The 20,666-nt window shown below is 58.0% G+C and carries 20 protein-coding genes; 9 read left to right on the forward strand and 11 right to left on the reverse strand.

Annotated features, from left to right (window positions below):
* Window positions 1–20: 20 nt before the first annotated feature.
* Together dnaE and CFB02_RS08070 are read right to left on the reverse strand one after the other, a co-directional pair.
* A complete protein-coding gene (gene dnaE / locus CFB02_RS08065; protein ID WP_088557597.1) occupies window positions 21–3,503 on the reverse strand; it encodes a DNA polymerase III subunit alpha in 3,483 nt (1,160 codons plus the stop codon).
* A gap of 45 nt (window positions 3,504–3,548) precedes the next feature.
* The gene (locus CFB02_RS08070; protein ID WP_088557598.1) at window positions 3,549–4,016 is read right to left on the reverse strand and encodes a TlpA family protein disulfide reductase; all 468 of its coding nucleotides are present in this window, start codon (window positions 4,014–4,016) and stop codon (window positions 3,549–3,551) included.
* Between the two features lie 68 nt (window positions 4,017–4,084).
* On the opposite strand from CFB02_RS08070, the gene arsC reads away from it, so the two are divergent.
* Genes arsC through CFB02_RS08090 form a run of 4 tightly spaced genes read left to right on the forward strand, consistent with a single transcriptional unit; the run spans window position 4,085 to window position 7,354 of the window.
* Complete coding sequence (arsC, locus tag CFB02_RS08075) at window positions 4,085–4,438, forward strand: arsenate reductase (glutaredoxin) (protein WP_088557599.1); 354 nt, start codon at window positions 4,085–4,087, stop codon at window positions 4,436–4,438.
* 43 nt (window positions 4,439–4,481) lie between these two features.
* Complete coding sequence (gene wrbA, locus CFB02_RS08080) at window positions 4,482–5,087, forward strand: NAD(P)H:quinone oxidoreductase (RefSeq protein WP_088557600.1); 606 nt, start codon at window positions 4,482–4,484, stop codon at window positions 5,085–5,087.
* 57 nt (window positions 5,088–5,144) lie between these two features.
* Complete coding sequence (locus CFB02_RS08085; protein WP_088557601.1) at window positions 5,145–5,516, forward strand: DUF2069 domain-containing protein; 372 nt, start codon at window positions 5,145–5,147, stop codon at window positions 5,514–5,516.
* Window positions 5,517–5,536: 20 nt separating this feature from the next.
* Window positions 5,537–7,354 carry a GspE/PulE family protein gene (locus CFB02_RS08090; RefSeq protein WP_088557602.1) on the forward strand — a complete coding sequence of 606 codons (1,818 nt, stop codon included), beginning with the start codon at window positions 5,537–5,539 and terminating at the stop codon, window positions 7,352–7,354.
* Between the two features lie 7 nt (window positions 7,355–7,361).
* Here the strand turns inward: CFB02_RS08090 and CFB02_RS08095 are convergent, their stop codons facing one another.
* From CFB02_RS08095 to smrA, 9 genes are all read right to left on the reverse strand, one after another.
* Window positions 7,362–8,417: a DUF3080 domain-containing protein gene (locus tag CFB02_RS08095; RefSeq protein WP_088557603.1), complete on the reverse strand. Its 1,056-nt coding sequence runs from the start codon at window positions 8,415–8,417 to the stop codon at window positions 7,362–7,364.
* A 36-nt stretch (window positions 8,418–8,453) separates the two neighbouring features.
* Entirely contained in the window at window positions 8,454–9,146 is a 693-nt protein-coding gene (gene mtnC / locus CFB02_RS08100) for an acireductone synthase (protein WP_088557604.1), read from the reverse strand.
* Complete coding sequence (locus tag CFB02_RS08105; RefSeq protein ID WP_014576702.1) at window positions 9,143–9,703, reverse strand: 1,2-dihydroxy-3-keto-5-methylthiopentene dioxygenase; 561 nt, start codon at window positions 9,701–9,703, stop codon at window positions 9,143–9,145. Before CFB02_RS08105 ends, mtnC begins: the two co-directional genes overlap by 4 nt.
* Window positions 9,700–10,326: a methylthioribulose 1-phosphate dehydratase gene (locus tag CFB02_RS08110; protein ID WP_053114901.1), complete on the reverse strand. Its 627-nt coding sequence runs from the start codon at window positions 10,324–10,326 to the stop codon at window positions 9,700–9,702. Before CFB02_RS08110 ends, CFB02_RS08105 begins: the two co-directional genes overlap by 4 nt.
* 49 nt (window positions 10,327–10,375) lie before the next feature.
* Window positions 10,376–11,371: an XdhC family protein gene (locus tag CFB02_RS08115; RefSeq protein ID WP_227519361.1), complete on the reverse strand. Its 996-nt coding sequence runs from the start codon at window positions 11,369–11,371 to the stop codon at window positions 10,376–10,378.
* Window positions 11,364–13,568, reverse strand: coding sequence for a xanthine dehydrogenase family protein molybdopterin-binding subunit (locus CFB02_RS08120; protein ID WP_088557605.1), 2,205 nt, complete (start codon window positions 13,566–13,568; stop codon window positions 11,364–11,366). The genes CFB02_RS08115 and CFB02_RS08120 overlap by 8 nt, the downstream gene beginning before the upstream one ends.
* 1 nt (window position 13,569) lies before the next feature.
* Window positions 13,570–14,055 carry a (2Fe-2S)-binding protein gene (locus tag CFB02_RS08125; protein ID WP_088557606.1) on the reverse strand — a complete coding sequence of 162 codons (486 nt, stop codon included), beginning with the start codon at window positions 14,053–14,055 and terminating at the stop codon, window positions 13,570–13,572.
* Between the two features lie 80 nt (window positions 14,056–14,135).
* A complete protein-coding gene (locus CFB02_RS08130) occupies window positions 14,136–14,327 on the reverse strand; it encodes a membrane lipoprotein lipid attachment site-containing protein (protein ID WP_088557607.1) in 192 nt (63 codons plus the stop codon).
* Window positions 14,328–14,390: 63 nt separating this feature from the next.
* Window positions 14,391–14,972 (reverse strand): DNA endonuclease SmrA, encoded by a 582-nt coding sequence (smrA, locus tag CFB02_RS08135; protein ID WP_008172920.1) that lies wholly within the window; start codon window positions 14,970–14,972, stop codon window positions 14,391–14,393.
* A 170-nt stretch (window positions 14,973–15,142) separates the two neighbouring features.
* Here smrA and CFB02_RS08140 point away from each other — a divergent pair, with 170 nt between their 5' ends.
* The 5 genes from CFB02_RS08140 (at window position 15,143) to CFB02_RS08160 (ending at window position 20,640) form a co-directional block, all read left to right on the forward strand.
* Entirely contained in the window at window positions 15,143–17,059 is a 1,917-nt protein-coding gene (locus tag CFB02_RS08140) for a putative nucleotidyltransferase substrate binding domain-containing protein (protein WP_088557608.1), read from the forward strand.
* 16 nt (window positions 17,060–17,075) lie between these two features.
* A complete protein-coding gene (locus tag CFB02_RS08145) occupies window positions 17,076–17,783 on the forward strand; it encodes a PolC-type DNA polymerase III (protein ID WP_088557609.1) in 708 nt (235 codons plus the stop codon).
* Window positions 17,784–17,996: 213 nt separating this feature from the next.
* Window positions 17,997–18,263 carry a DUF4212 domain-containing protein gene (locus CFB02_RS08150; protein WP_088557610.1) on the forward strand — a complete coding sequence of 89 codons (267 nt, stop codon included), beginning with the start codon at window positions 17,997–17,999 and terminating at the stop codon, window positions 18,261–18,263.
* Window positions 18,264–18,269: 6 nt separating this feature from the next.
* Window positions 18,270–20,036, forward strand: coding sequence for a sodium:solute symporter family protein (locus CFB02_RS08155; RefSeq protein ID WP_088557611.1), 1,767 nt, complete (start codon window positions 18,270–18,272; stop codon window positions 20,034–20,036).
* Window positions 20,037–20,133: 97 nt separating this feature from the next.
* Window positions 20,134–20,640 (forward strand): hypothetical protein, encoded by a 507-nt coding sequence (locus CFB02_RS08160; RefSeq protein WP_088557612.1) that lies wholly within the window; start codon window positions 20,134–20,136, stop codon window positions 20,638–20,640.
* Window positions 20,641–20,666: the final 26 nt, after the last annotated feature.

The following is a 20,666-nucleotide window of genomic DNA, read 5'->3' on the forward strand; positions in this document are numbered from 1 at the left end:
ACTTTTAATTTTCAGCTTACTCAATCATAGACCAGTTCTACCGACTGGTCGCCTACGAGGTAACGCAGCTCCAGTAGCAGGTTGTCATCCGGCTGCACCCGCCAGGATTCGCCCAGCTCGATCCGGGTGGACGCCTCGGGGCTGCTGTACTCAATCCAGACCGGACTGCCATCACAGCGGAACGGCCTCAGGGTGGTGTCCAGTTTCTCCAGCAGTCCGTTCTGCAGCTGATCGGCGTGCAGGTTGAGCTTCAACCCACGGCTAAACTGCTGACGAGCGCTCGCGACATCCATCACCGAGCTCACCCGCATCTTCATCTGGCCGGAATAGTCGTCGTGGCTCACCTGACCTTCCACCACAATCACCTGGTCAGATTGCAACAGTTCCCGATTTTCAAAGAAGGCTTCCGAGAACAAGGTCGCCTCTATCCGGGCGCTCCTGTCATCCAGCGTAATGAAACACATGGTGGAGCCGGTGCGGGTTTTCATGGTGCGCTGGGCAACCACCAGCCCCGCGACCCGCTGGGGAGACTTGTTCGGCTTCAGATCGGCAATGGAGGAACGGACAAACCGCCGAACCTCTTTCTCATATTCATCAAACGGGTGGCCGGTCAGGTACAGCCCCAGCGTGTCCTTCTCTCCCTTCAGGCGCTGCTTCTCGGGCCACTCGCGCACACCGGCCACATCCTCGTAAGGATCGCCACCTTCGCCCGCCTCGAGCATTTCACCGAACATATCCATCATGCCAACGGATTCGTTCCGGGATTGCTGGCCGGCCTGTTGAACAGCCTTATCGATGCTGGCCATCAACTGAGCCCGGCTGGCGCCAAGCTTATCCATTGCCCCGCACCGGATCAGCGCTTCCATAGCGCGCTTGTTGACCTTTTTCAGGTCAATGCGTCGGCAAAAATCGAAAATATCCTGATAGGGCTCGCCATCACCACGCCCTTCGACGATGCTCTGGATCGGGCCCTCACCCAGCCCCTTGATGGCCCCCAGGCCATAGACAATCTGACCCTCGTCGTTGACGGTAAAGGTATATTCCGAGCGACTGACGTCAGGCACCAGAAGATCCAGCTTCATATTCCGGCACTCTTCCACCAGCGTGACCACCTTGTCGGTGTTCTGCATATCGGCAGTCAGTACCGCGGCCATGAACTCTGCCGGGTAATGGGCTTTCAGCCAGAGGGTCTGATAGGACACCAGCGCGTAGGCGGCCGAGTGGGATTTGTTGAAGCCGTAGCCGGCAAACTTCTCCACCAGGTCAAAGATGTTTTCGGCCAGGGTCGTGTTGATCCCGTTCTGCTCACAGCCATCCAGGAAAAACTGCTTCTGCTTGGCCATTTCTTCTGGTTTTTTCTTGCCCATGGCCCGACGAAGCATGTCCGCATTACCAAGGGTGTAACCGGCCATCACCTGGGCGATCTGCATGACCTGCTCCTGATACAGGATGACCCCGTAAGTGGGCTCCAGGACCGGCTTGAGGCCTTCGTACTGGTAATCCGGATGCGGGAAGGACATGGGTTGGCGACCGTGCTTACGGTCGATAAAGTCATCCACCATGCCCGACTGCAGAGGTCCAGGCCGGAACAACGCCACCAGAGCGATCATGTCTTCCAGAGAGTCCGGCTGCAGGCGGCGAATCAGGTCCTTCATGCCCCGGGATTCCAGCTGGAACACCGCCGTGGTTTCAGCTTTCTTGAGCATATCGAACGAGGGCACGTCGTCCAGCGGAATCTCGTTGATGTCGAGCGGCTGCATGCCCTTCTTTTCCCGGCGCGGATTGATCATGTTCAGCGCCCACTTGATGATCGTGAGCGTCCGCAGGCCCAGGAAGTCGAACTTCACCAGTCCGGCATCCTCCACATCGCCTTTGTCGAACTGGGTCACCAGGCTGCCGCCCTCGTCATCACAGTACAGGGGCGAGAAATCGGTAATCTTGGTGGGCGCGATCACCACGCCACCGGCGTGCTTGCCGGCGTTACGGCACACGCCCTCGAGCTTCAGGGCCATTTCCCAGATTTCCTGGGCTTCCTCGTCGTTCTCGAGAAACTCGACCAGCTGTGGCTCCTGCTCCAGAGCCTTTTCCAGGGTCATGCCCGGCTCAAAGGGGATCATCTTCGAGAGCTTGTCGGCCAGACCGTAAGACTTGCCCTGGACCCGGGCAACGTCCCGCACAACCGCCTTCGCCGCCATGGTGCCGAAGGTAATGATCTGTGATACCGCCTCACGCCCGTATTTCTGGGCGGTGTATTCGATCACCCGGTCCCGGCCCTCCATGCAAAAGTCGACGTCAAAGTCGGGCATGGAGACCCGTTCCGGATTCAGGAACCGCTCGAACAGCAAATCGTATTCCAGCGGGTCCAGATCGGTGATCAACTGGGCGTAGGCCACCAGCGAGCCGGCACCGGAACCCCGACCCGGCCCCACGGGCACACCGTTGTTCTTGGCCCACTTGATGAAGTCCATCACGATCAGGAAGTAGCCCGGGAACCCCATCTGGATGATGATATCCAGCTCAAAGTTCAGGCGCTTGTAGTAGGCCTCGCGCTTGGCATCGTATTCCGGATCATCCTTGCTCAGGGTCTTGGCCAGGCGCTCTTCCAGGCCCTCCTCCGAGACCTTCCGGAAATAGTCATCCATGGTCATGCCGTCGGGGATCGGGTAGTTCGGAAGGAAGTACTCGCCCATCCGAACCTTCACCGAGCAGCGCCGGGCAATCTCCACGGTGTTCTCGATCGCTTCCGGAATGTCGCTGAACAGCTCGATCATCTCATCGGCGCTGCGCAGGTACTGCTGGTCACTGAACCGGCGATCACGGCGCGGATCATCCAGGGTACGACTCTCACCGATACAGACCCTGGCCTCGTGAGCCTCAAAGTCTTCCGCCTCCAGGAAGTGGACGTCGTTAGTGGCAACCACCGGGAGTCCAAGAGCACCGGCCAGCTCAACACTCATGTGCAGACAGTCTTCGTCTCCGGGACGACCGGTGCGCTGTAACTCGAGGTAATAGCTATCCGGGTACAAATCCATCCAGTAACGGGCGCGCTCGCGGGCCAATTCCGGTTTGCCCGCCATCAAAGCCTTACCCACATCGCCCATTCTCGAACCAGAGAGCGCAATCAAACCGTTCGGCCGAGCCTCAAGCCACTTGCGCTGAATGATCGGCTTGCCAAACCGCTGCCCCTCGGTATACCCCAGGGAAATGATTTCGGTGAGGTTGAGATAACCGTCGTTATCTCGTGCCAACAGCGTGATGCGGAACGGGTTCTCTGGCTCGTCCGGATTCTCCAGCCACAGATCGGCGCCAATGATCGGTTTGACGCCCGCGCCCATGGCCGCCTTGTAAAAGCGAACCAGCGAGCACATGTTGGATTGCTCGGTCAGGCCAACAGCCGGCATGCCCAGCTCGGCAACGCGCTTGATCAGCGGTTTAACCCTGACCAGGCCATCCACCATGGAGTATTCGGAATGGACGCGGAGGTGTACAAAAGTCTGCGACATAACGTCAGGTTATTCCTGCTGTGTAATTCAGTTGGGGCGGCCGGCTCAACCGCCGATCACGGCCCGGAGTTCTTCTTCGGTCTGGGGTCCAAAACGGGTCTCGACCAGATCGCCGCCCGGATTAACCAGAAAAGTGGCGGGCAGCGCGACCGGTAACTTCCAGCCGAACCCCGGCCCCGGATCGTCCGCCAGCATGGTAAATTCAATGCCCATACGCTCGCCCAGTTCGACCAATGCGTCACCCTGCACCCCATCAAAATTGACGGCGAGTACGGTAATGTCGGGCGCCTTGTCCAGCTCATTGAGTTCGGGAATTTCCTCGAGGCACGGCTTGCACCACTCCGCCCAGTAGTTAACCAGCACCCACTGGCCGCGCAAGGTGTCCCAGTTCAACTTTGTGCCTTCTGCCCGCTCAAGCTCGATTTTCTGACAGCCGGACATCACCAGAGTAAGCAGCGCCAAGGCCAGAACATGCAGGCGGGAGCGCCCACGAACAGAATCAGGGTACTGCACTGGAAAACCTCCTGTTAGACTACCGGCCACAGAAATCGTGGACTCCATTCAGACAATCAGGCACGAAGATGACAGAACCAACCCGGATTTTCCACAACCCTCGCTGCTCGAAATCCCGCCAAACCCTTGAACTGCTTACCGAACGGGGAATTGAGCCAGAGATTATACGCTACCTGGAAACACCACCGACAGAGCAGGAGCTCATGGATATCCTGAACGCTCTGGATCTTAGCCCCCGCGAACTGATGCGCACGAACGAAAAAGAGTATAAAGAACAGGGCCTGAACAGCCCCGACCTGAGCGACGAACAACTCATCGCCGCGATGGTAGCAACACCGAAACTGATTGAACGACCGATTGTGATCGCCAACGGCAAAGCAGCACTTGGCCGGCCACCGGAAAACGTTCTCTCGATTCTGTAACGCCGAACAATCTCCTCCAGCCAGATCAGAAGGATCTCTGACGATGTCCGATCAATTGCCCTATGTTCTCGTGCTATTTTACAGCCGCACAGGCCAGACTGCGGAGCTGGCCAGCCAGATTGGTCGTGGTGTGGCGCGGGTAACAGGCATGGAAGCGAGGTTGCGGGCGGTACCACCGGTTTCACCAGACACGGAAGCGTCCCTGCCCGCAGTTCCGGACTCTGGAGCGCCCTACGCCAGCAAATCCGATCTCGCAAATTGCGCCGGCCTTGCCATCGGCAGCCCCACTCGCTTTGGCAACATGGCAGCGCCCCTGAAGCATTTCCTCGACACGACCGGCGACCTCTGGCTGAGCGGAACCCTGGAAGGCAAACCGGCGGGCGCGTTTACCTCTACCGGCAGCCTCCATGGCGGGCAGGAAACGACTCTCATGACCATGATGATGCCGCTGTTGCATCATGGCATGGTGGTCTGCGGCCTGCCCTACTCGGAGAAGAGTCTCGGCAAAACGGACACCGGTGGCACACCCTACGGCCCTACCCACTGGGCCGGAACCGGCGAACAGCAACCCCTGAGCAAGCATGAGAAAGCCCTGTGCCAGGCCTTCGGCGAACGTCTGGCGCGACTGGCCCTGAAACTTGCTGACTGATACGCGACCGGGCGCAGGACGTACTTTGCTCTACACTTATCGATTCCGGAACACACTATGCTGAACAACCCGAAGGCCCGCATCACTGTGCGGGCGACGATCGCCATTTACATCGGCGTGCTTGCCACACTGCTGATTACCACGTTCTACCCGGCTCCCGTCGAGGGTGTTTCAATACCCCTGATGCTGGCGGTGAAACTGATCCCGCTTCTGCCCTTTGCGGTGACGGTCTTTCGAGGTCACAATCGGGGCTATATCTGGATGTCTTTTGTAGTCATCTTCTATTTCACTCAGGCCGTTGTTTCGGCATGGCTGAGCGAAGGTGCCCCGGGGCCGGTCATTTTGACGGTACTGACCTTCCTGTTGTTCACTGTTGCAATGATCCACCTGAAGGTGAACCGGCCGGTGGCAAACGGAAACACACCCTGAATATCTGGAACTGACCCTCTATGGCTGAAACAAGCAACTCCGGAACGGTGCAGCGGCCACCCGCGCCGCCCATAAGCACCCTGACCCTGAGAGATGTTTGCACCGCGCTTGTTACCAGCGGGGAAATCAGCCAGGAAGACGCCGAGCGGGTTCTGTCGGCCAACCTGGGCGCCGCAACCGGCGATGGACAGAAAGGCAAGCGCCACCCTCTGGAACTCGTGGCGATTGCCGCGTTGACCAGCCTGAAAAGCGGTCGCACTCTGGATCTGGATCGGCTGACCCACTGGCTGGCCGATTGGGCGGGGCAAACCTACTACCACATTGATCCTCTCAAGATCGACACACCTGCCATTGCTCGGGTGATGTCTTATGCCTTCGCCCAGCGCCATGGCATCCTGGCGGTTGAGATCGGCACCGACGAGGTGCTGATCGCCAGCATAGAGCCCTTCAAGAGCGATTGGGTTCAGAACCTCCAACAGGCCGTCCGCAAGGATATCCGGCGCGTTGTCGCCAATCCCGAGGATATCCGCCGGTACACGGTAGAGTTCTACCAGCTCGCCAATTCCGTCAGCAAGGCAAGCGGCGGCCAGGGCCCGGGTGTTGCCGGCAACCAGAATTTCGAGCAGCTGCTCGATCTTGGCGCCAGCGAACACCCGGACGCCAATGACCAGCACGTCGTCAAGATTGTCGACTGGCTGCTTCAGTATGCCTTCGACCAGCGCGCCTCGGATATTCACATCGAGCCCCGCCGCACGGTTACCCAGGTGCGGTTCCGGATCGACGGCGTGCTTCATAACGTTTACGAATTTCCGGAACATGTCGGCGTGGCGGTGACCAGTCGACTGAAGATCCTTGGGCGCCTGAATGTGGCAGAGAAACGCCGCCCCCAGGACGGTCGCATCAAGACCCGCAAACCCGACAACCGGGAGGTGGAACTGCGTCTGGCCACCATGCCGACTGCCTTTGGCGAAAAGATGGTCATGCGGATCTTTGATCCAGACGTGCTTCTGAAGTCCTACGAGCAACTGGGATTCGGCAAGGAAGACCGCCAGCGCTGGCAGGAAATCACATCCCGCCCACACGGCATTGTTCTGGTAACCGGGCCCACGGGGTCCGGCAAGACCACGACCCTGTATTCGACCCTGAAACAGATTGCCTCGCCCGAGCTCAACGTCTGCACCATAGAGGATCCCATCGAAATGGTGGAGCCGGCGTTCAACCAGATGCAGGTCCAGACCAACATCGATCTGACCTTTGCGGCTGGCGTGCGGGCCCTGCTGCGACAGGATCCGGATATCATCATGATCGGCGAGATCCGCGATCTGGAAACGGCGGAAATGGCCGTGCAGGCCGCCCTGACAGGCCATCTGGTGCTATCGACCTTGCATACCAACGATGCCCCGAGCGCGATCACCCGGATGATGGAACTGGGCATTCCGCCTTACCTGATTCGGGCCACGGTGCTGGGCGTCATGGCACAACGGCTTGCCCGAACGCTCTGCCCTCACTGCAAATCCCCTGGCCCTGCTGATGAACAGGCCTGGCAAACCCTCACCCGGCCCTGGAAAGCGCCCGTTCCCAAGCAGTTCTACCAACCGGTGGGATGCCTGGAATGCCGGAACACCGGTTATCTTGGGCGTGCAGGCGTGTATGAAATCATGACGCTATCGGGCGCATTGCTCAGACAGATCACCGACCATTGCGAGCTGGAGCAGCTCAGGCTGGACGCCTACAAAGAAGGCATGAAATCCCTGCGCCTGAGTGGTGCCCAGAAGGTGGCTGCCGGCCAGACAACGGTCGAGGAAATTCTGAGGGTGACGCCCGAAAGCCAGCGTTGAAACAGGGTCAGGCGCCCGGGCGCAATCCGCACTGGCCCAGTAATTCCTGCCAGGCTTTGGTGTGGGCCATCATGGCCACGTCAAGCTCCCACCAGAGACTTTGCTCGGAATCCTGGGAAAGCTGCCGCTCATACCAACCGGTGAAGCTTTCAGGCATGGCGCCTTTCTGCACCTCCGCCAGCCTCTCGAACGGTTCGATAAGTGCAGCCCGCCCCTGGGTCATTGCGCTCATGTAGGGCTGGATCTTTTCGATGTACACACTCAAGAACATGCTCTGTACGATATCCGACTGGTTATTGGGCTTGCCATCGAGACACAGGGGGCGGCCGTCAATTCGCTGCCTGAGCAATTTCGTCCCGTCCTGCAGCCTTGCAGTCAGGAGAAGTGCACTGTTGATTAACTGCCCAGCCCGGTATTCCGCCTGCCAGCGCTGATGAACGTCGCCGGCAAAGTCGAGGGAAACCGCCAGATCTTCAGAGTACAAACGGGCCACCGCTGCGTTCAGGCTGTCGATATCAAGGGCAAGATCAGACACCGGGTTGCCCTCTGGCGCGACGGGATAGTAACCCTTGGCCAGGGTAAACAGCTTTTCGATTTCTTCGACGCCCCAGGTGGCATTCCAGATAGCGATGGGCAGGGATTCAAGCTTGCTGTCGATACCACCGGCAAGCTCTTCGGCAAATTCTTCATCTTCTATATCCGGCAGACAGTCCCTGGCCGCTTCGATAAACCGGATTTCATAACGAAGGCGGTTCAGGGGTTGCATAACCCGCCCCATCACCGAGTTTTTCTCACCAACAACGTACTGGAGTTCACAGCCGTAGAGCGATAGAAAATCGAGCATCCCCATGTCCAGCTCGGGCATGGTCAACACCCGGTCACGGCGGCGGGGAAGCTGGCTGGCGGAGGGAATATCAGAAAACTCGGGATCGGTTTCCAACACGCGGGCCACCCGCTCCACATACTCGTCCATCATAGGGCGAGCATCCGAGAACGGGTCGCAACCGGCAAGAAGCACGGCGAGAACCGGCGCAAAGATTCTGCAAATTCCGGTTCCGGGCATTCATTCCTCCTGCAATGGCGTTAAAAAGCCCTGGGCCTAGCGCTTTTGCAGCAGGGTATCGACCTCCGCAAAATCACGGGCAACGAAACGTTCGGTTTCCGGCAGATCTCCCTCGCGAACAAGCCAGGCAGTTTGCATTCCGGCTTCCTCGGCTGCCTCCAGTTCAGCTTCCACATCAGACAGGAACAGCACCGTGCAGGCCTCGACGCCCAACTCAGACAGAATATTCCGGTATGAAACTGTCTCTTTCTTGCCACCGATACGGGTATCGAAATAGCCCGAGAAAAACGGCGTAAAATCGCCTTCCGTTGTAAAACCGAAAATCAGCTTCTGGGCTTTTACCGAACCTGATGAATATACGAACAAACGCAGTCCCCGATCATGCCAGCTTTGAAGGTAGTCGGCTGCGTCAGCATAGATGTGCCCTTTCAGCTCTCCCTGCCGATATCCCTGCTCCCAGACCATGCCCTGCAGCGTCTTGAGAGAGGTTTCCTTGCGGTCTTCCCTGATCCAGGTTTCAAGCACTTGGATAAGCCCTTCGACATCCTCACGCGCAACGCCTGATACCTCGGCCACTGCGTCCAGTTGCTCAGACACAGCCGGGTTGTCCTGATGCTGGTTAAGAACAAAACGCGGCAGGTGCTCGCTGGCATAGGGAAACAGGACATCGTGCACAAACGAAATAGAGCTGGTGGTGCCTTCGATATCCGTCAGCACAACCCGGATCATTCGGCCGCTCCTGCCAGCGCCTCATAGCGAGGCAGGCGACCGGCGATGTCCTCACCGGTAAAGTCCGCCACCCAGCCCTCGGGGTTGGTGAACAGGCGAATGCAGGTAAACGCAGGTTCCGGGCCCATATCAAACCAGTGGCGAGTGCCATCGGGCACACTGATCAGATCGTTTTTCTGGCACAGCACGGCGAAAACCTCGTTGCCGAAGTGCAAGTAAAACAGACCCTGGCCACGGACAAAGAAACGAACTTCGTCTTCACTGTGGGTGTGCTCATCCAGGAACTTTTGACGGAACGCGTCTTTCTGCGGATTGTCCGGGTTCAGGCTAATTACATCCGCGGTCTGAAAACCACAGTCGTGCTTCAGTTTCGAGACTTCCTCGCTGTAGGCCTCAAGGATGTCTTCCTGGGATGCGTCAGCCGGCAGATCTTTCGTTGGCCACTGCTCATAGCGCACACCGTGGCGGGCCAGAAGCTCCCGTATTTCTTCAGGATTCCCGGTCACTTTGCGTGCCTTTTCGGGCTGGCTCTGGTCGAAAATACTCAGGGTAGTCATGGGCGAACCCTCATGGTTTCAAGCTCACATTCAAACAGGAATTCAAAGGCCTCGACATGGCGCAGGCAATCGGCCATGGTTTTGCCCCAGGTGTACAGGCCATGGCCACGAATCAGGTAGCCTGGCTGTTCCGGATGCTCCCGGAACCATTCGCGAGTTTGCTCCGCCAACGCGTCGATGTCCTGGGTGTTGTCGAACACCGGAACCGTCAGGACTGATTCGTGGGTCTCAACGCCGGTAAACGCCTTCTGCAGCTCATAGCCTTCCAGCGCCAGTGGCTGGCCGGGCTCAAGCAGACGACTGAGCACCGTTGCCTTCACCGAGTGGGTGTGCAGAACCGCGCCCACCTCGGGAAAGACCTCATACAGCACCGTATGCAGCCTTGTTTCTGCAGAGGAGCGACAGTCACTCTGTACCGGCCGGCCGGCCAGATCGACCACCATGACATCACCCGCCCCCAGCTGTCCCTTGTGACGGCCTGAAACAGTAATGGCGATGTGTTCGGCATCAATGCGGGCAGAATAGTTACTGCTCGTTGCGGGCGACCAACCCTGCTGGTACAGGAATCGACCGGCTTGCACAATCGCATCCGCGGCGACGGCGTATCGGGTTACATCAAACACGAGTTCTCTCCCGGGTTTCAGAGCGCTTGGGACACTCCCATGGGCGCCATTATAGGGACGAACCAGCTCCTCGCAAATGATGCCGTGCGGCAATCAGATCGGCGACAATGGAGACAGCAATTTCTGCCGGTGTCTTGCTCGGAATATCGACGCCAATGGGGGCTCGCAGGCGCTCCAGTGCGTCTTCTTCCAGCCCCAGAGAGGCGAGCCTCTCCCGCCTGGCTTCTGAGGTCCTTCGGGATCCCATGGCGCCAACATAAAAGGCTCTGGAGTGAAGAGCGGCCAACAGCCCCATATCATCGACGCGCGGATCATGGGCGAGGGCCAGAATACCGGACCAGGCGTCGCCAAACTCTGTCGAAATCAGATCATCGGGCAGGCGCCGGTCCAGGGGAATCCCTTCAAAACTCCAGCCGGCGGCGAAGGCCTCCCTCGGCTCACAGAGGGTGACGGCAAAATCCGCCGCGGTCGCGAATTCAAAAACGTAACGGGCGACTTCGCCGGCACCGATCAGCAACAGCCGGCACTCGGGCTGCAAAGCATGAAGAAGCTGTTCACCGTCGAAGTGGACCGCGTTACCGGCCCAGGAGACAGAATGCTCCAGCGTCGCTGCCCCGTTTATCGGCACGCGACGAGCCACCGGTTCGCGATCGCGCAAGGCAGCCGCCAATGCCTGAACGTGATCGAGACCCGTCTGCCCCCGGAAGGGTTCAATCAGAAGACGTATCCGGCCACCGCAAGGCAGCTGGAAATGATCCCGGTCATCATCGGTGATTCCATAATCAACGAAAACAGGATGGTCCGGACCGTCTTCCGCTGTGCGCCGGAGCAGATCCTCTTCCAGACAGCCACCGGACACCGACCCGCTCCAGTGACCGGATTCTGCAATCGCCAGCCAGGAGCCGACCGGACGCGGCGAGGAGCCCCAGGTGTCCACTATGGTGCAAAGCCAGGCTCTCTGACCTTCCACCAGCCAGCGAGACATTCTGTCCAACACTGTCTGGCGGCCAGTAGCAACCGAATAGGCAACGCTTGAATCAGCCATTGGCTCTCAATGGCAGGCTACGCTGCCGCTTTCCATTGAGCGCAAACAGCGCATTACCCAGTGCCGGGATCACCGGCGGCACGCCCGGCTCACCGACTCCGGTCGGCGACTCGCTGCTTGCAACAATATCCACCAACACCTCAGGACGCTCGTACTGCCTCATTAGGGGGTAGTCGTGGAAGTTGCTCTGCTGGACCTCGCCATTCTCCAGCGTGATTTCTCCATAAAGTGCCGCAGTCAGCCCAAACAGGATACCGCCCTCGATCTGGTCCTCCACGATACGGGGGTTTACGACCTGGCCACAGTCCACCGAACAGGTGACCTTGTATACCCGGATCGCACCATTCTCGATTCCGGCTTCCACCACCTGGGCAACGTACGTTCCGAAACTCCGGAACAGGGCGAGCCCCCGGGCCCGACCCTCTGGCACAGGCGACTGCCAGTCGGCCAGCCTGACAACCCGGTCAAGCACTTCAAGGTGCCTCGGCTCGTGGGCAATCAGGCGACGACGGAACTGGTAAGGATCCTCACCTGCTTCATGGGCAAGTTCGTCCATGAAGGTTTCGACGGCAAACCCGTTGTGGGAAAAACCTACCGAACGCCACCAGGTAATCGGAATGCCGGGATCGGTGTGGGTATGACGGATATCAATATTGGGGACCCGGTAGGGGTATTCGATAGCCCCCTCAATCGCGGAGTGATCTTTCGGCGTGGCAATGCCTTCGGCCATCAGCCCGACACTGCCCAGTGTGTCGTACATGAACTTTGGAGCCCACGGATACTGTGCAGGCGCCGCATTGCGGACGTACCAGTCAAGAATTTGCGGGCCCACGATCTGGTGATGCCAGCCTGTAAGCTCGCCGCCCGCGAAGCTGGCTTTCATGCGGTGCAGCATGGCCGGACGATAGAGATCGTGACGGGTGTCCTCTTCACGGGACCAGATGACCTTAACCGGCAGTCCGACCCGATAGGCCACTGCCGCCGCTTCTTCGATATAGTCCTGAGTCAGTCGACGACCAAAACCGCCGCCGAGAAAGGTCGTATTAATAGTGATGTCGTCGGGGCCAAGATTGGTCACCCGGGCTGCTGCTATCCGGCCAAGGTCCGGCGCCTGTGTAGGGGCCCACACCTCCATGCCGTCCTCTCGGTACCAGGCCGTGGCATTCATGGGCTCCAATGTCGCGTGGGCCAGGTAGGGCTGGGCATATTCCGCTTCCACTACCCGGTCGCCCTCCCCCATGGCACTGGCAAAGCTGCCCTCAAGACGCTCGGACTCTCCGGGATCGTCATCGGCAGCGGCGCGGTAGTAATCGAACACGTCGCCCGTAGATAGAGACACGGCATCCGAAAAATCCCAGTCTATATTGAGCGCGTCCTGAGCCTTCCGGGCACGCCAGTATTTGTCGGCAACTACGGCCACGCCACGCTCGATCTCAAATACATCAAGCACACCCGTCATTGCACGGACCTGATCAGCGTTGAAGTCCCGGACTCGGCCGCCGCGCCGGGGAGACCGAGAGACAACGCCGTACACCATGTCCGGAAGATCGACATCAATCCCGTAAACTGCGGTTCCGGTGGACTTCGCCCGGGCATCGAGTTTGCCTCGTTGCTTGCCAATGTATTTCCATTCGCTCTGCGGCTTGAGCGCTATTTCACCACGCAGGACTTCTTTGGCGGCCAACTCAACCAACTGGCCATAGGCCATGGAGTCGATACCGTTCGGGTGCACCACCCTACCCTCACTGGCGCGACATTCGGTTGCTTCGACGCTCCATACACGTGCTGCCGCCATAACCAGCATTTGCCGGGCTTCCGCACCGGCCATTCGAAGCGGCTCCCAACTGGTCGCAACACTGGTGCTGCCGCCTGTCAGTTGCAGCTTGTATAGAGGATTTCGATACTCCGGCGCCACCGGTGCAAAGCGTGGGGTGATTCGCTCCGGCTGGATTTCCAACTCTTCGGCAATCAAAGTGGTCAACCCGGTGTAGGTACCTTGCCCCATTTCGACCCGGGCCAGGGTGAAGAAGACTTCATCATCGGCAGTCAGTTCCAGCCAGGCATCGGGACGCCATTCGCCCGTGTCCGGCTCATAACCGGTCTGGATTCCCGCGCAGCCCGGCATCGTTATTGAAACCATGAGGCTGCCGGAGGCACCGGCACTGACCTTGAGGAAATTTCGTCGGTTCATCGCCATGTTATGCGGCCCCTCCCTGAGCGCCGTCTGACGTATCAGCGACGACGGATTCCACGGCTGCAATGATCCGCGAGTAGGTGCCGCATCGGCAAAGATTGCCTGTCATGGCCGCGACAATTTCCTCACGTGAAGGCGCCGGATTGCTGGCCAGAAGGTGGGCCGCACTCATGATCTGGCCTGACTGGCAGTAGCCGCATTGGGGAACGCCGTGTTCGATCCAGGCTTCCTGCAGGGCATGAAGACGACTCCCCTCCCCCAGGCCTTCAATCGTAACCACATCACCACCCGCGACCATTTCGACCGGTGTCGAGCAGGAACGCACAGGCTGCCCGTTCAGGTGAACCGTGCAGGCACCACAGAGGCCCGCGCCGCAGCCGAATTTGGTTCCCTTGAGCCCCAGCTCATCACGCAATACCCATAGAAGAGGAGTATCCCCTTCAATGTTCAGCGACCGCTCGTCGCCATTGACTGTCAGGCTCACGGCCATCCCAACCCTCTCCTCTACCTGTCTCCGGTATTGTTTCCGGATTTCTAATTGTGGCTGCCCCTGAGGCAGATACCAGAGTCCTATCTGACGACTTCTTCGCCATCCTTGTTAACCCAGATCTTGCGTTCGCCGGACTCCATCTTGCCGTTGGAGTTCCAGACCTCCCGATCCGTTGTGGCTTCTTCCACCTTGCCGTTGTCGTTCCAGATAACTCGATCCTTACAGCCCGCCAGTGCCAGTACGGCGAATACAACCAATACAGCTTTTTTCACGACGATAACCTCCGTTCAGCCGCCACAGCGGCTCTTGTTAAGGCATACCTGGGATTGGCAGCCCTAACGGCTGCCGTGGAGTTCACGATTATGCTGCTTATCCCGGTCACTCTTTCGCACCATGACATAAACAGCCCCCGTACCACCATGGTGTTTCTGGGCCGAATGAAAGGCCAGGACATCGTCCAGCTCCGGCAACCATTTGGCGAGGTAGCTTTTCAACTGGGCGATACCATCAGGATTACGCTCGCCCTTGCCATGAAGAATGATGACCGACCGCAGGCCATAGCGCACGCAATCACCGATGAACCTGAAGACTTCGCGACGGGACTGCTCAACGGTCATACGGTGCAGATCAAGGCGGGCTTCGATCGGATACTGGCCCAGCCGGAGCTTTCGAAATACGCCATGCTGGATGCCTGGCCGCTGCCAGCTCAGGATATCGTGGGCCGTAAGTGGCTCTACCATGTCGGAAGTCAGGGGATTGGTGTCCCGAGCAGGCTTTTCAACAGCCGCCCGCTGACGCTCCAGATGGCCTGGCGTCAGTTCCCGGGGCGTTGTCACCTCGGCCCGGTTGGGCTTGCGGATACGCCGGACGTCTTTCATTTCCTCAAGGAAGCTGAGGCGCTCTTCTTTGGTAGTCATGGCGTTACAATTAATGACCTGTTTCAGAAACCGACTTTACCATCCGGGTAACCGGCCTTAAAGAAAACTGATCTATGTCAGGCTTTTTGCGACCAAAATCGTAGGGCGACAGATGCTTTGGCTACACTACACTTCAGACGGACAATAATAACCAGCGAGTGACGACGGACATGGCCTCAGCGCACCAGGAAAATGACCGCCCGCAGAACATCCGCGCCATCATGACGTTTTTGCGGGAACACGCGCCTTTCTCAAGCATGGATGACACGCATCTTGCGCATTTTGCGGAGAACGCCTCCATCCAGTTCTACGCCGATGGCGATATCGTGTTGTCTCCGGATCAGGATGTCGTTAAACGATTCTACGTGGTCAAACAGGGGCGGATTCGTGGCGAGCGCCACAACGACAAAGAAGACCGCACGGAAACGACCTTCGAAATCAGCCAGGGCGAGTGCTTTCCCCTCGCCGCCATGATCGGCGAACGGCCAACCAGAACCCTGCATCGGGCAGACGGCGACACCTTCTGCCTCAGCATCGGGCAGACGGCGTTCGTTACACTCTTCGCAGAAAGCGAACCGTTCCGGGATTTTTGCCTGCGGGGCGTCAGCAGCCTGCTCGATCAGGTAAACCGGCGCATTCAGTCAAGTGCCATGGCCTCAATCGGGTCCAGCACATCCCTCGATACGCCACTTGAACGCTATGCCCTGCGCAATCCGATTGTCTGCTCGCCCGATCTGCCGGTGCGTAAAGCCGTGGCCCGAATGCACGAAAACAACGTCGGCAGCATGATCGTTACCGATGAAAACCGTATCCCGACCGGCATTTTCACACTGCGGGACCTTCGCACCATGATCGCAGAGGACGCCGGCCCCCTGGATACGCCGATACAGCAGGTAATGACCAAGAATCCCTGCTGCCTTCCTTCCCATGCCGATGCGTTCGAAGCTGCCATGCTGATGGCGGAGCACCATTTTGCGCATCTTTGCGTCATCGACGATGACCGTAAACTGATTGGTGTGGTTTCGGAACGAGACCTGTTCTCCCTGCAGCGCGTGGACCTGGTGAACCTTGCCCGCACCATTGGCACGGCCACCCACCTGCGCACCCTGGTCAGCCTGCGAACAGACGTATCACGCCTGGTGGATGCGATGCTCGCCCACGGCGCCGACTCCGGACAGGTGGTCAAGATCATCACCACGCTCAATGATGTAACCGTCCGACGGGTCCTGGAACTGAACATCAAGAAGAACGACCCGGGCATTCCCTTCACCTGGCTGACGTTTGGCAGCGAGGGCCGCCAAGAGCAGACCCTGCTGACGGATCAGGATAACGGCATACTGTTCCAGACGCCGGAAGGCATGACCGCAGAACAGGTCCGCGAAAAGCTCTTGCCCTTTGCGCGAAAGGTAAACGACGAACTGGCCGAATGCGGCTTTACCCTGTGCAAGGGCAACATCATGGCCAGTAACCCGAAACTCTGCTTGAGCGACAAGGAGTGGGACGACTGGTTTATCCGGTTCATTGATGCCTCCACGCCCCAGAACCTGGTGTATTCTTCTATTTTTCTTGATATGCGGGCTATCTACGGTCCAACCGAGCCGCTGAACGACCTTCTGGACAAGATCCTCACTCGGATCCGGAAAAACGCCCTGTTCCAGAAAATGCTTGCCGGCAATGCTTTTCAACGGAAGCCGCCGCTCACCATGTTCCGCAATTTCCGCTATATATCCGAGGGCAACAAGCACTCACTGGACCTCAAGCGTCAGGGCCTCGCGCCGTTTGTTGAGGCGGTGCGGGTTTTCGCCCTGGCGAATGGCGTTGAGACAGCGAACACGTTGGAGCGCATGGATGAACTGGCGAAAAAGGGCGTCTTTGATCCGAAAGATGCCAACGCCTGGAAGGAAGGTTATAGCCTGATTCAGGCTATCCGCATGCGGGCCCACCAGGAAATGCTGGCCAAGGGGGAGGAGCTCACCAACTACATCGATCCCGACGATCTGAACCCACTCGACCGTCGAATCCTGCGGGAATCCTTCAGGCAGGCGCAGCGGTTGCAACAGAAACTCGAAGTTACCTACCAACTCTGAACTTCAGGCGCGAGACATGCTGGAACAGATCAAACAATGGATTGAGCATCGCCGGGGCGGAAAAATCGGTAGTCACGATCCTGGCAATCTGCCAAATCCGAAAACGCCTGGAGAACAGCTACTCACGGACTGCCGTCTGATCGTGCTGGATCTTGAAACCACGGGACTGAACCCCTCCAAGGACGAGGTGATCGCTATCGGAGCCGTCGCCATCCGCGGCGGCATTATCCACCTGGGCGACCAGTTTGATCTGATCCTCAGGCGTCCTGAGCTCGACATCCGCGAAACCGTGCTCATTCACGGGATCGGGCCGGAGGCGCTGACCCAGGGGCACGAAATCGAGGATGCCCTTCTCTATCTTCTCGAGTGGATGAACGGCGACCCGATCCTGGCCTACCACTCGGCGTTCGATCAGAAATTCCTGGAAAAGACCCTGAAAGCGCAGCTTGGCTATACCCAGCCCCATACCTGGATGGACGTGGCCGACCTGATGCCTGCATTTTTTCCAAACACCAAGACCGGTGGCAAAGGACTCGACAACTGGGCCGATTATTTCGGCCTTGAAGTCAGCGAACGTCACCACGCCGCTTCCGATGCTCTCGCTACAGCCGAACTTACCCTGGTCGCACTTAATAAGGCGCGGTCGGAAGGGGTAAAAACACTGAAAGGGCTTCACGACAAACTCCATTATCATCGGCGCCTGCAAAACATGCATCGTTTCTGAATCGATGCCCGGCGGAACATGGCATTAATAGACCGACGTCACGCCAAATTACTGAGAATTAGACCTTTTGCCAATATCTATAAATCGCTTGACCAGTAAAGTCAGTAGGGACAACTAGTCGGAGAAGTACTTATATGAATAATAAATTCTCTAACAGAAGTGCCTCACCAAAAACCCACCCAACCTCCACAACAACAAAACAGGAGTGATCCTATGTCAGCAGGTCATAGCTACGATGCTGAAGCGTACTGGAAGGCGAATCTGCGCCTGATATTCGGGAGCCTGATAGTCTGGGCCCTGGTATCTTACGGCTTTGCAATTCTGCTCCGTCCGATGCTTGCCGGTATTCCGATTGGTGGTACTGATCTGGGCTTCTGGTTTGCCCAGCAAGGTTCCATCCTCACGTTCATCGTTCTGATCTTCCACTACGCGTGGCGCATGAACAAGATCGATGAAAAATTCGGCGTGCACGAGGAGTAAGAACGAATGAGCCAATTTGCCATTAACATCATTTTCGTAGGGGGCTCATTCCTCCTCTACATCGCTATTGCTATCTGGGCCAAGGCCGGAAGCACGAGTGACTTCTACGTTGCCGGCGGCGGTGTTCATCCGATCACCAACGGCGCTGCAATCGGCGCCGACTGGATGTCCGCGGCATCGTTTATCTCCATGGCAGGTCTGATTGCTGCCGGTGGCTACGCCAACTCCACCTTCCTTATGGGCTGGACTGGCGGTTACGTTCTGCTGGCCATGCTGCTGGCTCCGTACCTGCGGAAGTTTGGCAAGTTTACGGTTCCAGAGTTTATCGGCGACCGTTTCTACAGCAAGAATGCCCGCCTCGTAGCGGTTATCTGCCTGATCGTAGCGTCTGTAACCTACGTTATCGGCCAGATGGCTGGTGCCGGTGTTGCCTTCTCTCGCTTCCTCGAAGTTGATTCCACCGTCGGCCTCATGATCGCAGCTGTCGTGGTTTTCATCTACGCGGTAATGGGTGGCATGAAGGGCATCACCTACACCCAGGTTGCACAGTACTGCGTTCTGATTGTTGCCTACACCATTCCTGCCGTGTTCATCTCCCTGCAGCTGACCGGTAACCCGATTCCAGGTCTGGGTCTGTTCTCGACTCACGTGGATTCCGGCATGCCGATCCTCACCAAGCTGAACCAGGTCATCACCGACCTCGGCTTCAATGAGTACACCGCCGATATCGACAACAAACTGAACATGGTTCTGTTTACCCTGTCGCTGATGATCGGTACTGCAGGCCTGCCACACGTTATCATCCGCTTCTTCACCGTACCCAAGGTGGCTGACGCACGTTGGTCCGCAGGCTGGGCGCTGGTATTCATCGCCCTGCTGTACCTGACTGCGCCGGCGGTTGCCTCCATGGCTCGCTTGAACCTGATGACCACCATCTACCCGGACGGCACCTCAGCGGAGCCGATCCAGTACGATGAGCGTCCAAACTGGATCAAGGAGTGGGAAGTAACTGGTCTTATCCAGTTCACCGACAAGAACGAAGACGGCCGTATCCAGCTTTACAACGACAGCGAAGCCTTCGCGCCTACCGCTGAAGCCCGCGGCTGGAATGGCAACGAGCTGGTCGTAAACCGGGATATCCTGGTACTGGCCAACCCGGAAATCGCCAACCTGCCAGGCTGGGTCATTGGTCTGATCGCAGCGGGTGGCCTGGCCGCAGCACTGTCCACAGCGGCCGGTCTGTTGCTGGCGATCTCCTCGGCGGTCAGTCACGACCTGATCAAGGGCTCCATCAACCCGGCCATCTCGGAGAAAGGTGAGCTGCTTGCAGCCCGGATATCCATGGCGGTGGCCATCGTTGTCGCCACATGGCTTGGGGCGAATCCTCCCGGCTTTGCGGCACAGGTCGTGGCCCTCGCCTTCGGTATCGCGGCAGCATCCCTGTTCCCGGCGCTGATGATGGGTATCTTCTCCAAGCGCGTGAACAATACCGGTGCCATCGCTGGTATGCTGAGCGGCCTGACGTTCACCCTGGTATACATCTTCGTATACAAGGGCTGGCTGTTCATCCCGGGTACAGCTAACCTGCCAGACACTCCTGAAAACTGGGTGCTGGGCATCTCCCCGCTGTCTATCGGCGCGGTTGGTGCAATCGTCAACTTTGCGGTAGCCTTCATTGTATCCAACGCAACTGAAGAACCGCCCGTTGAGATTCAGGAACTGGTTGAAAGCGTCCGTTACCCACGTGGTGCCGGTCAGGCTCAAGACCACTAAGCAACATCTCAGCCTGATTTGTTCGATGAACTGACAGGTTGATACTGAACGGGCTTCCTCAATGAGGAAGCCCGTTCTTTTTTGAGGAAGTCATTATATGTTCTGGACATTTGTCGCTACTGTAGTTTGCGGCCTTGGCGCTGCCGGTATTGCACTGGGTATTCGCGCCGCCACTCGAAACAAAGCCCCGAAGTGGATCATCCCCGTTTTCGCCGGCGCGGGCATGCTCGGCTATCTCATTTACATGGAATACACCTGGTTCGACCAGAAAGAAGCACGGCTGCCGGACGAAGCGGTGGTTGTGAGCACCGAATCCGACGGCATCCTGTGGCGGCCATGGACCTTCGTGCTCCCCTACGTCACCGCATTCTCCACCGTCGACACCAAAAGCATCAGCCGTGACACCAGCAGCGAAGACATTGTCCGGTTTACCCTCTATCGCTTCGAGCAGAAAATGACAGACGCGGTTTCTCATCGCGTTCACCTCATTAACTGTACGACCCGGGAACTGGTACCTCTGGGATCTGACGGAAGCCCGCGAGTGGATAACCTTAAGCTGCTCGAGCGCGGAGACCCCCTGTATGAAACCGTCTGCGCCGAGTGATACCTCGTTAGCGTGATGCACCAACC

The sequence above is a fragment of the Marinobacter sp. es.042 genome, assembly GCF_900188315.1.
In the GTDB taxonomy this organism is placed as follows: Bacteria; Pseudomonadota; Gammaproteobacteria; order Pseudomonadales; family Oleiphilaceae; genus Marinobacter.

Excerpts from the sequence above, each read along its gene's own strand:
- dnaE (WP_088557597.1), bottom strand. The coding sequence starts at position 3,503 with ATGTCGCAGACTTTTGTACACCTCCGCGTCCATTCCGAATACTCCATG.
- arsC (WP_088557599.1), top strand. The coding sequence starts at position 4,085 with ATGACAGAACCAACCCGGATTTTCCACAACCCTCGCTGCTCGAAATCC.
- wrbA (WP_088557600.1), top strand. The coding sequence starts at position 4,482 with ATGTCCGATCAATTGCCCTATGTTCTCGTGCTATTTTACAGCCGCACA.
- CFB02_RS08085 (WP_088557601.1), top strand. The coding sequence starts at position 5,145 with ATGCTGAACAACCCGAAGGCCCGCATCACTGTGCGGGCGACGATCGCC.
- CFB02_RS08090 (WP_088557602.1), top strand. The coding sequence starts at position 5,537 with ATGGCTGAAACAAGCAACTCCGGAACGGTGCAGCGGCCACCCGCGCCG.
- CFB02_RS08095 (WP_088557603.1), bottom strand. The coding sequence starts at position 8,417 with ATGCCCGGAACCGGAATTTGCAGAATCTTTGCGCCGGTTCTCGCCGTG.
- mtnC (WP_088557604.1), bottom strand. The coding sequence starts at position 9,146 with ATGATCCGGGTTGTGCTGACGGATATCGAAGGCACCACCAGCTCTATT.
- CFB02_RS08105 (WP_014576702.1), bottom strand. The coding sequence starts at position 9,703 with ATGACTACCCTGAGTATTTTCGACCAGAGCCAGCCCGAAAAGGCACGC.
- CFB02_RS08115 (WP_227519361.1), bottom strand. The coding sequence starts at position 11,371 with ATGGCTGATTCAAGCGTTGCCTATTCGGTTGCTACTGGCCGCCAGACA.
- CFB02_RS08120 (WP_088557605.1), bottom strand. The coding sequence starts at position 13,568 with ATGGCGATGAACCGACGAAATTTCCTCAAGGTCAGTGCCGGTGCCTCC.
- CFB02_RS08125 (WP_088557606.1), bottom strand. The coding sequence starts at position 14,055 with ATGGCCGTGAGCCTGACAGTCAATGGCGACGAGCGGTCGCTGAACATT.
- smrA (WP_008172920.1), bottom strand. The coding sequence starts at position 14,972 with ATGACTACCAAAGAAGAGCGCCTCAGCTTCCTTGAGGAAATGAAAGAC.
- CFB02_RS08140 (WP_088557608.1), top strand. The coding sequence starts at position 15,143 with ATGGCCTCAGCGCACCAGGAAAATGACCGCCCGCAGAACATCCGCGCC.
- CFB02_RS08145 (WP_088557609.1), top strand. The coding sequence starts at position 17,076 with ATGCTGGAACAGATCAAACAATGGATTGAGCATCGCCGGGGCGGAAAA.
- CFB02_RS08150 (WP_088557610.1), top strand. The coding sequence starts at position 17,997 with ATGTCAGCAGGTCATAGCTACGATGCTGAAGCGTACTGGAAGGCGAAT.
- CFB02_RS08155 (WP_088557611.1), top strand. The coding sequence starts at position 18,270 with ATGAGCCAATTTGCCATTAACATCATTTTCGTAGGGGGCTCATTCCTC.
- CFB02_RS08160 (WP_088557612.1), top strand. The coding sequence starts at position 20,134 with ATGTTCTGGACATTTGTCGCTACTGTAGTTTGCGGCCTTGGCGCTGCC.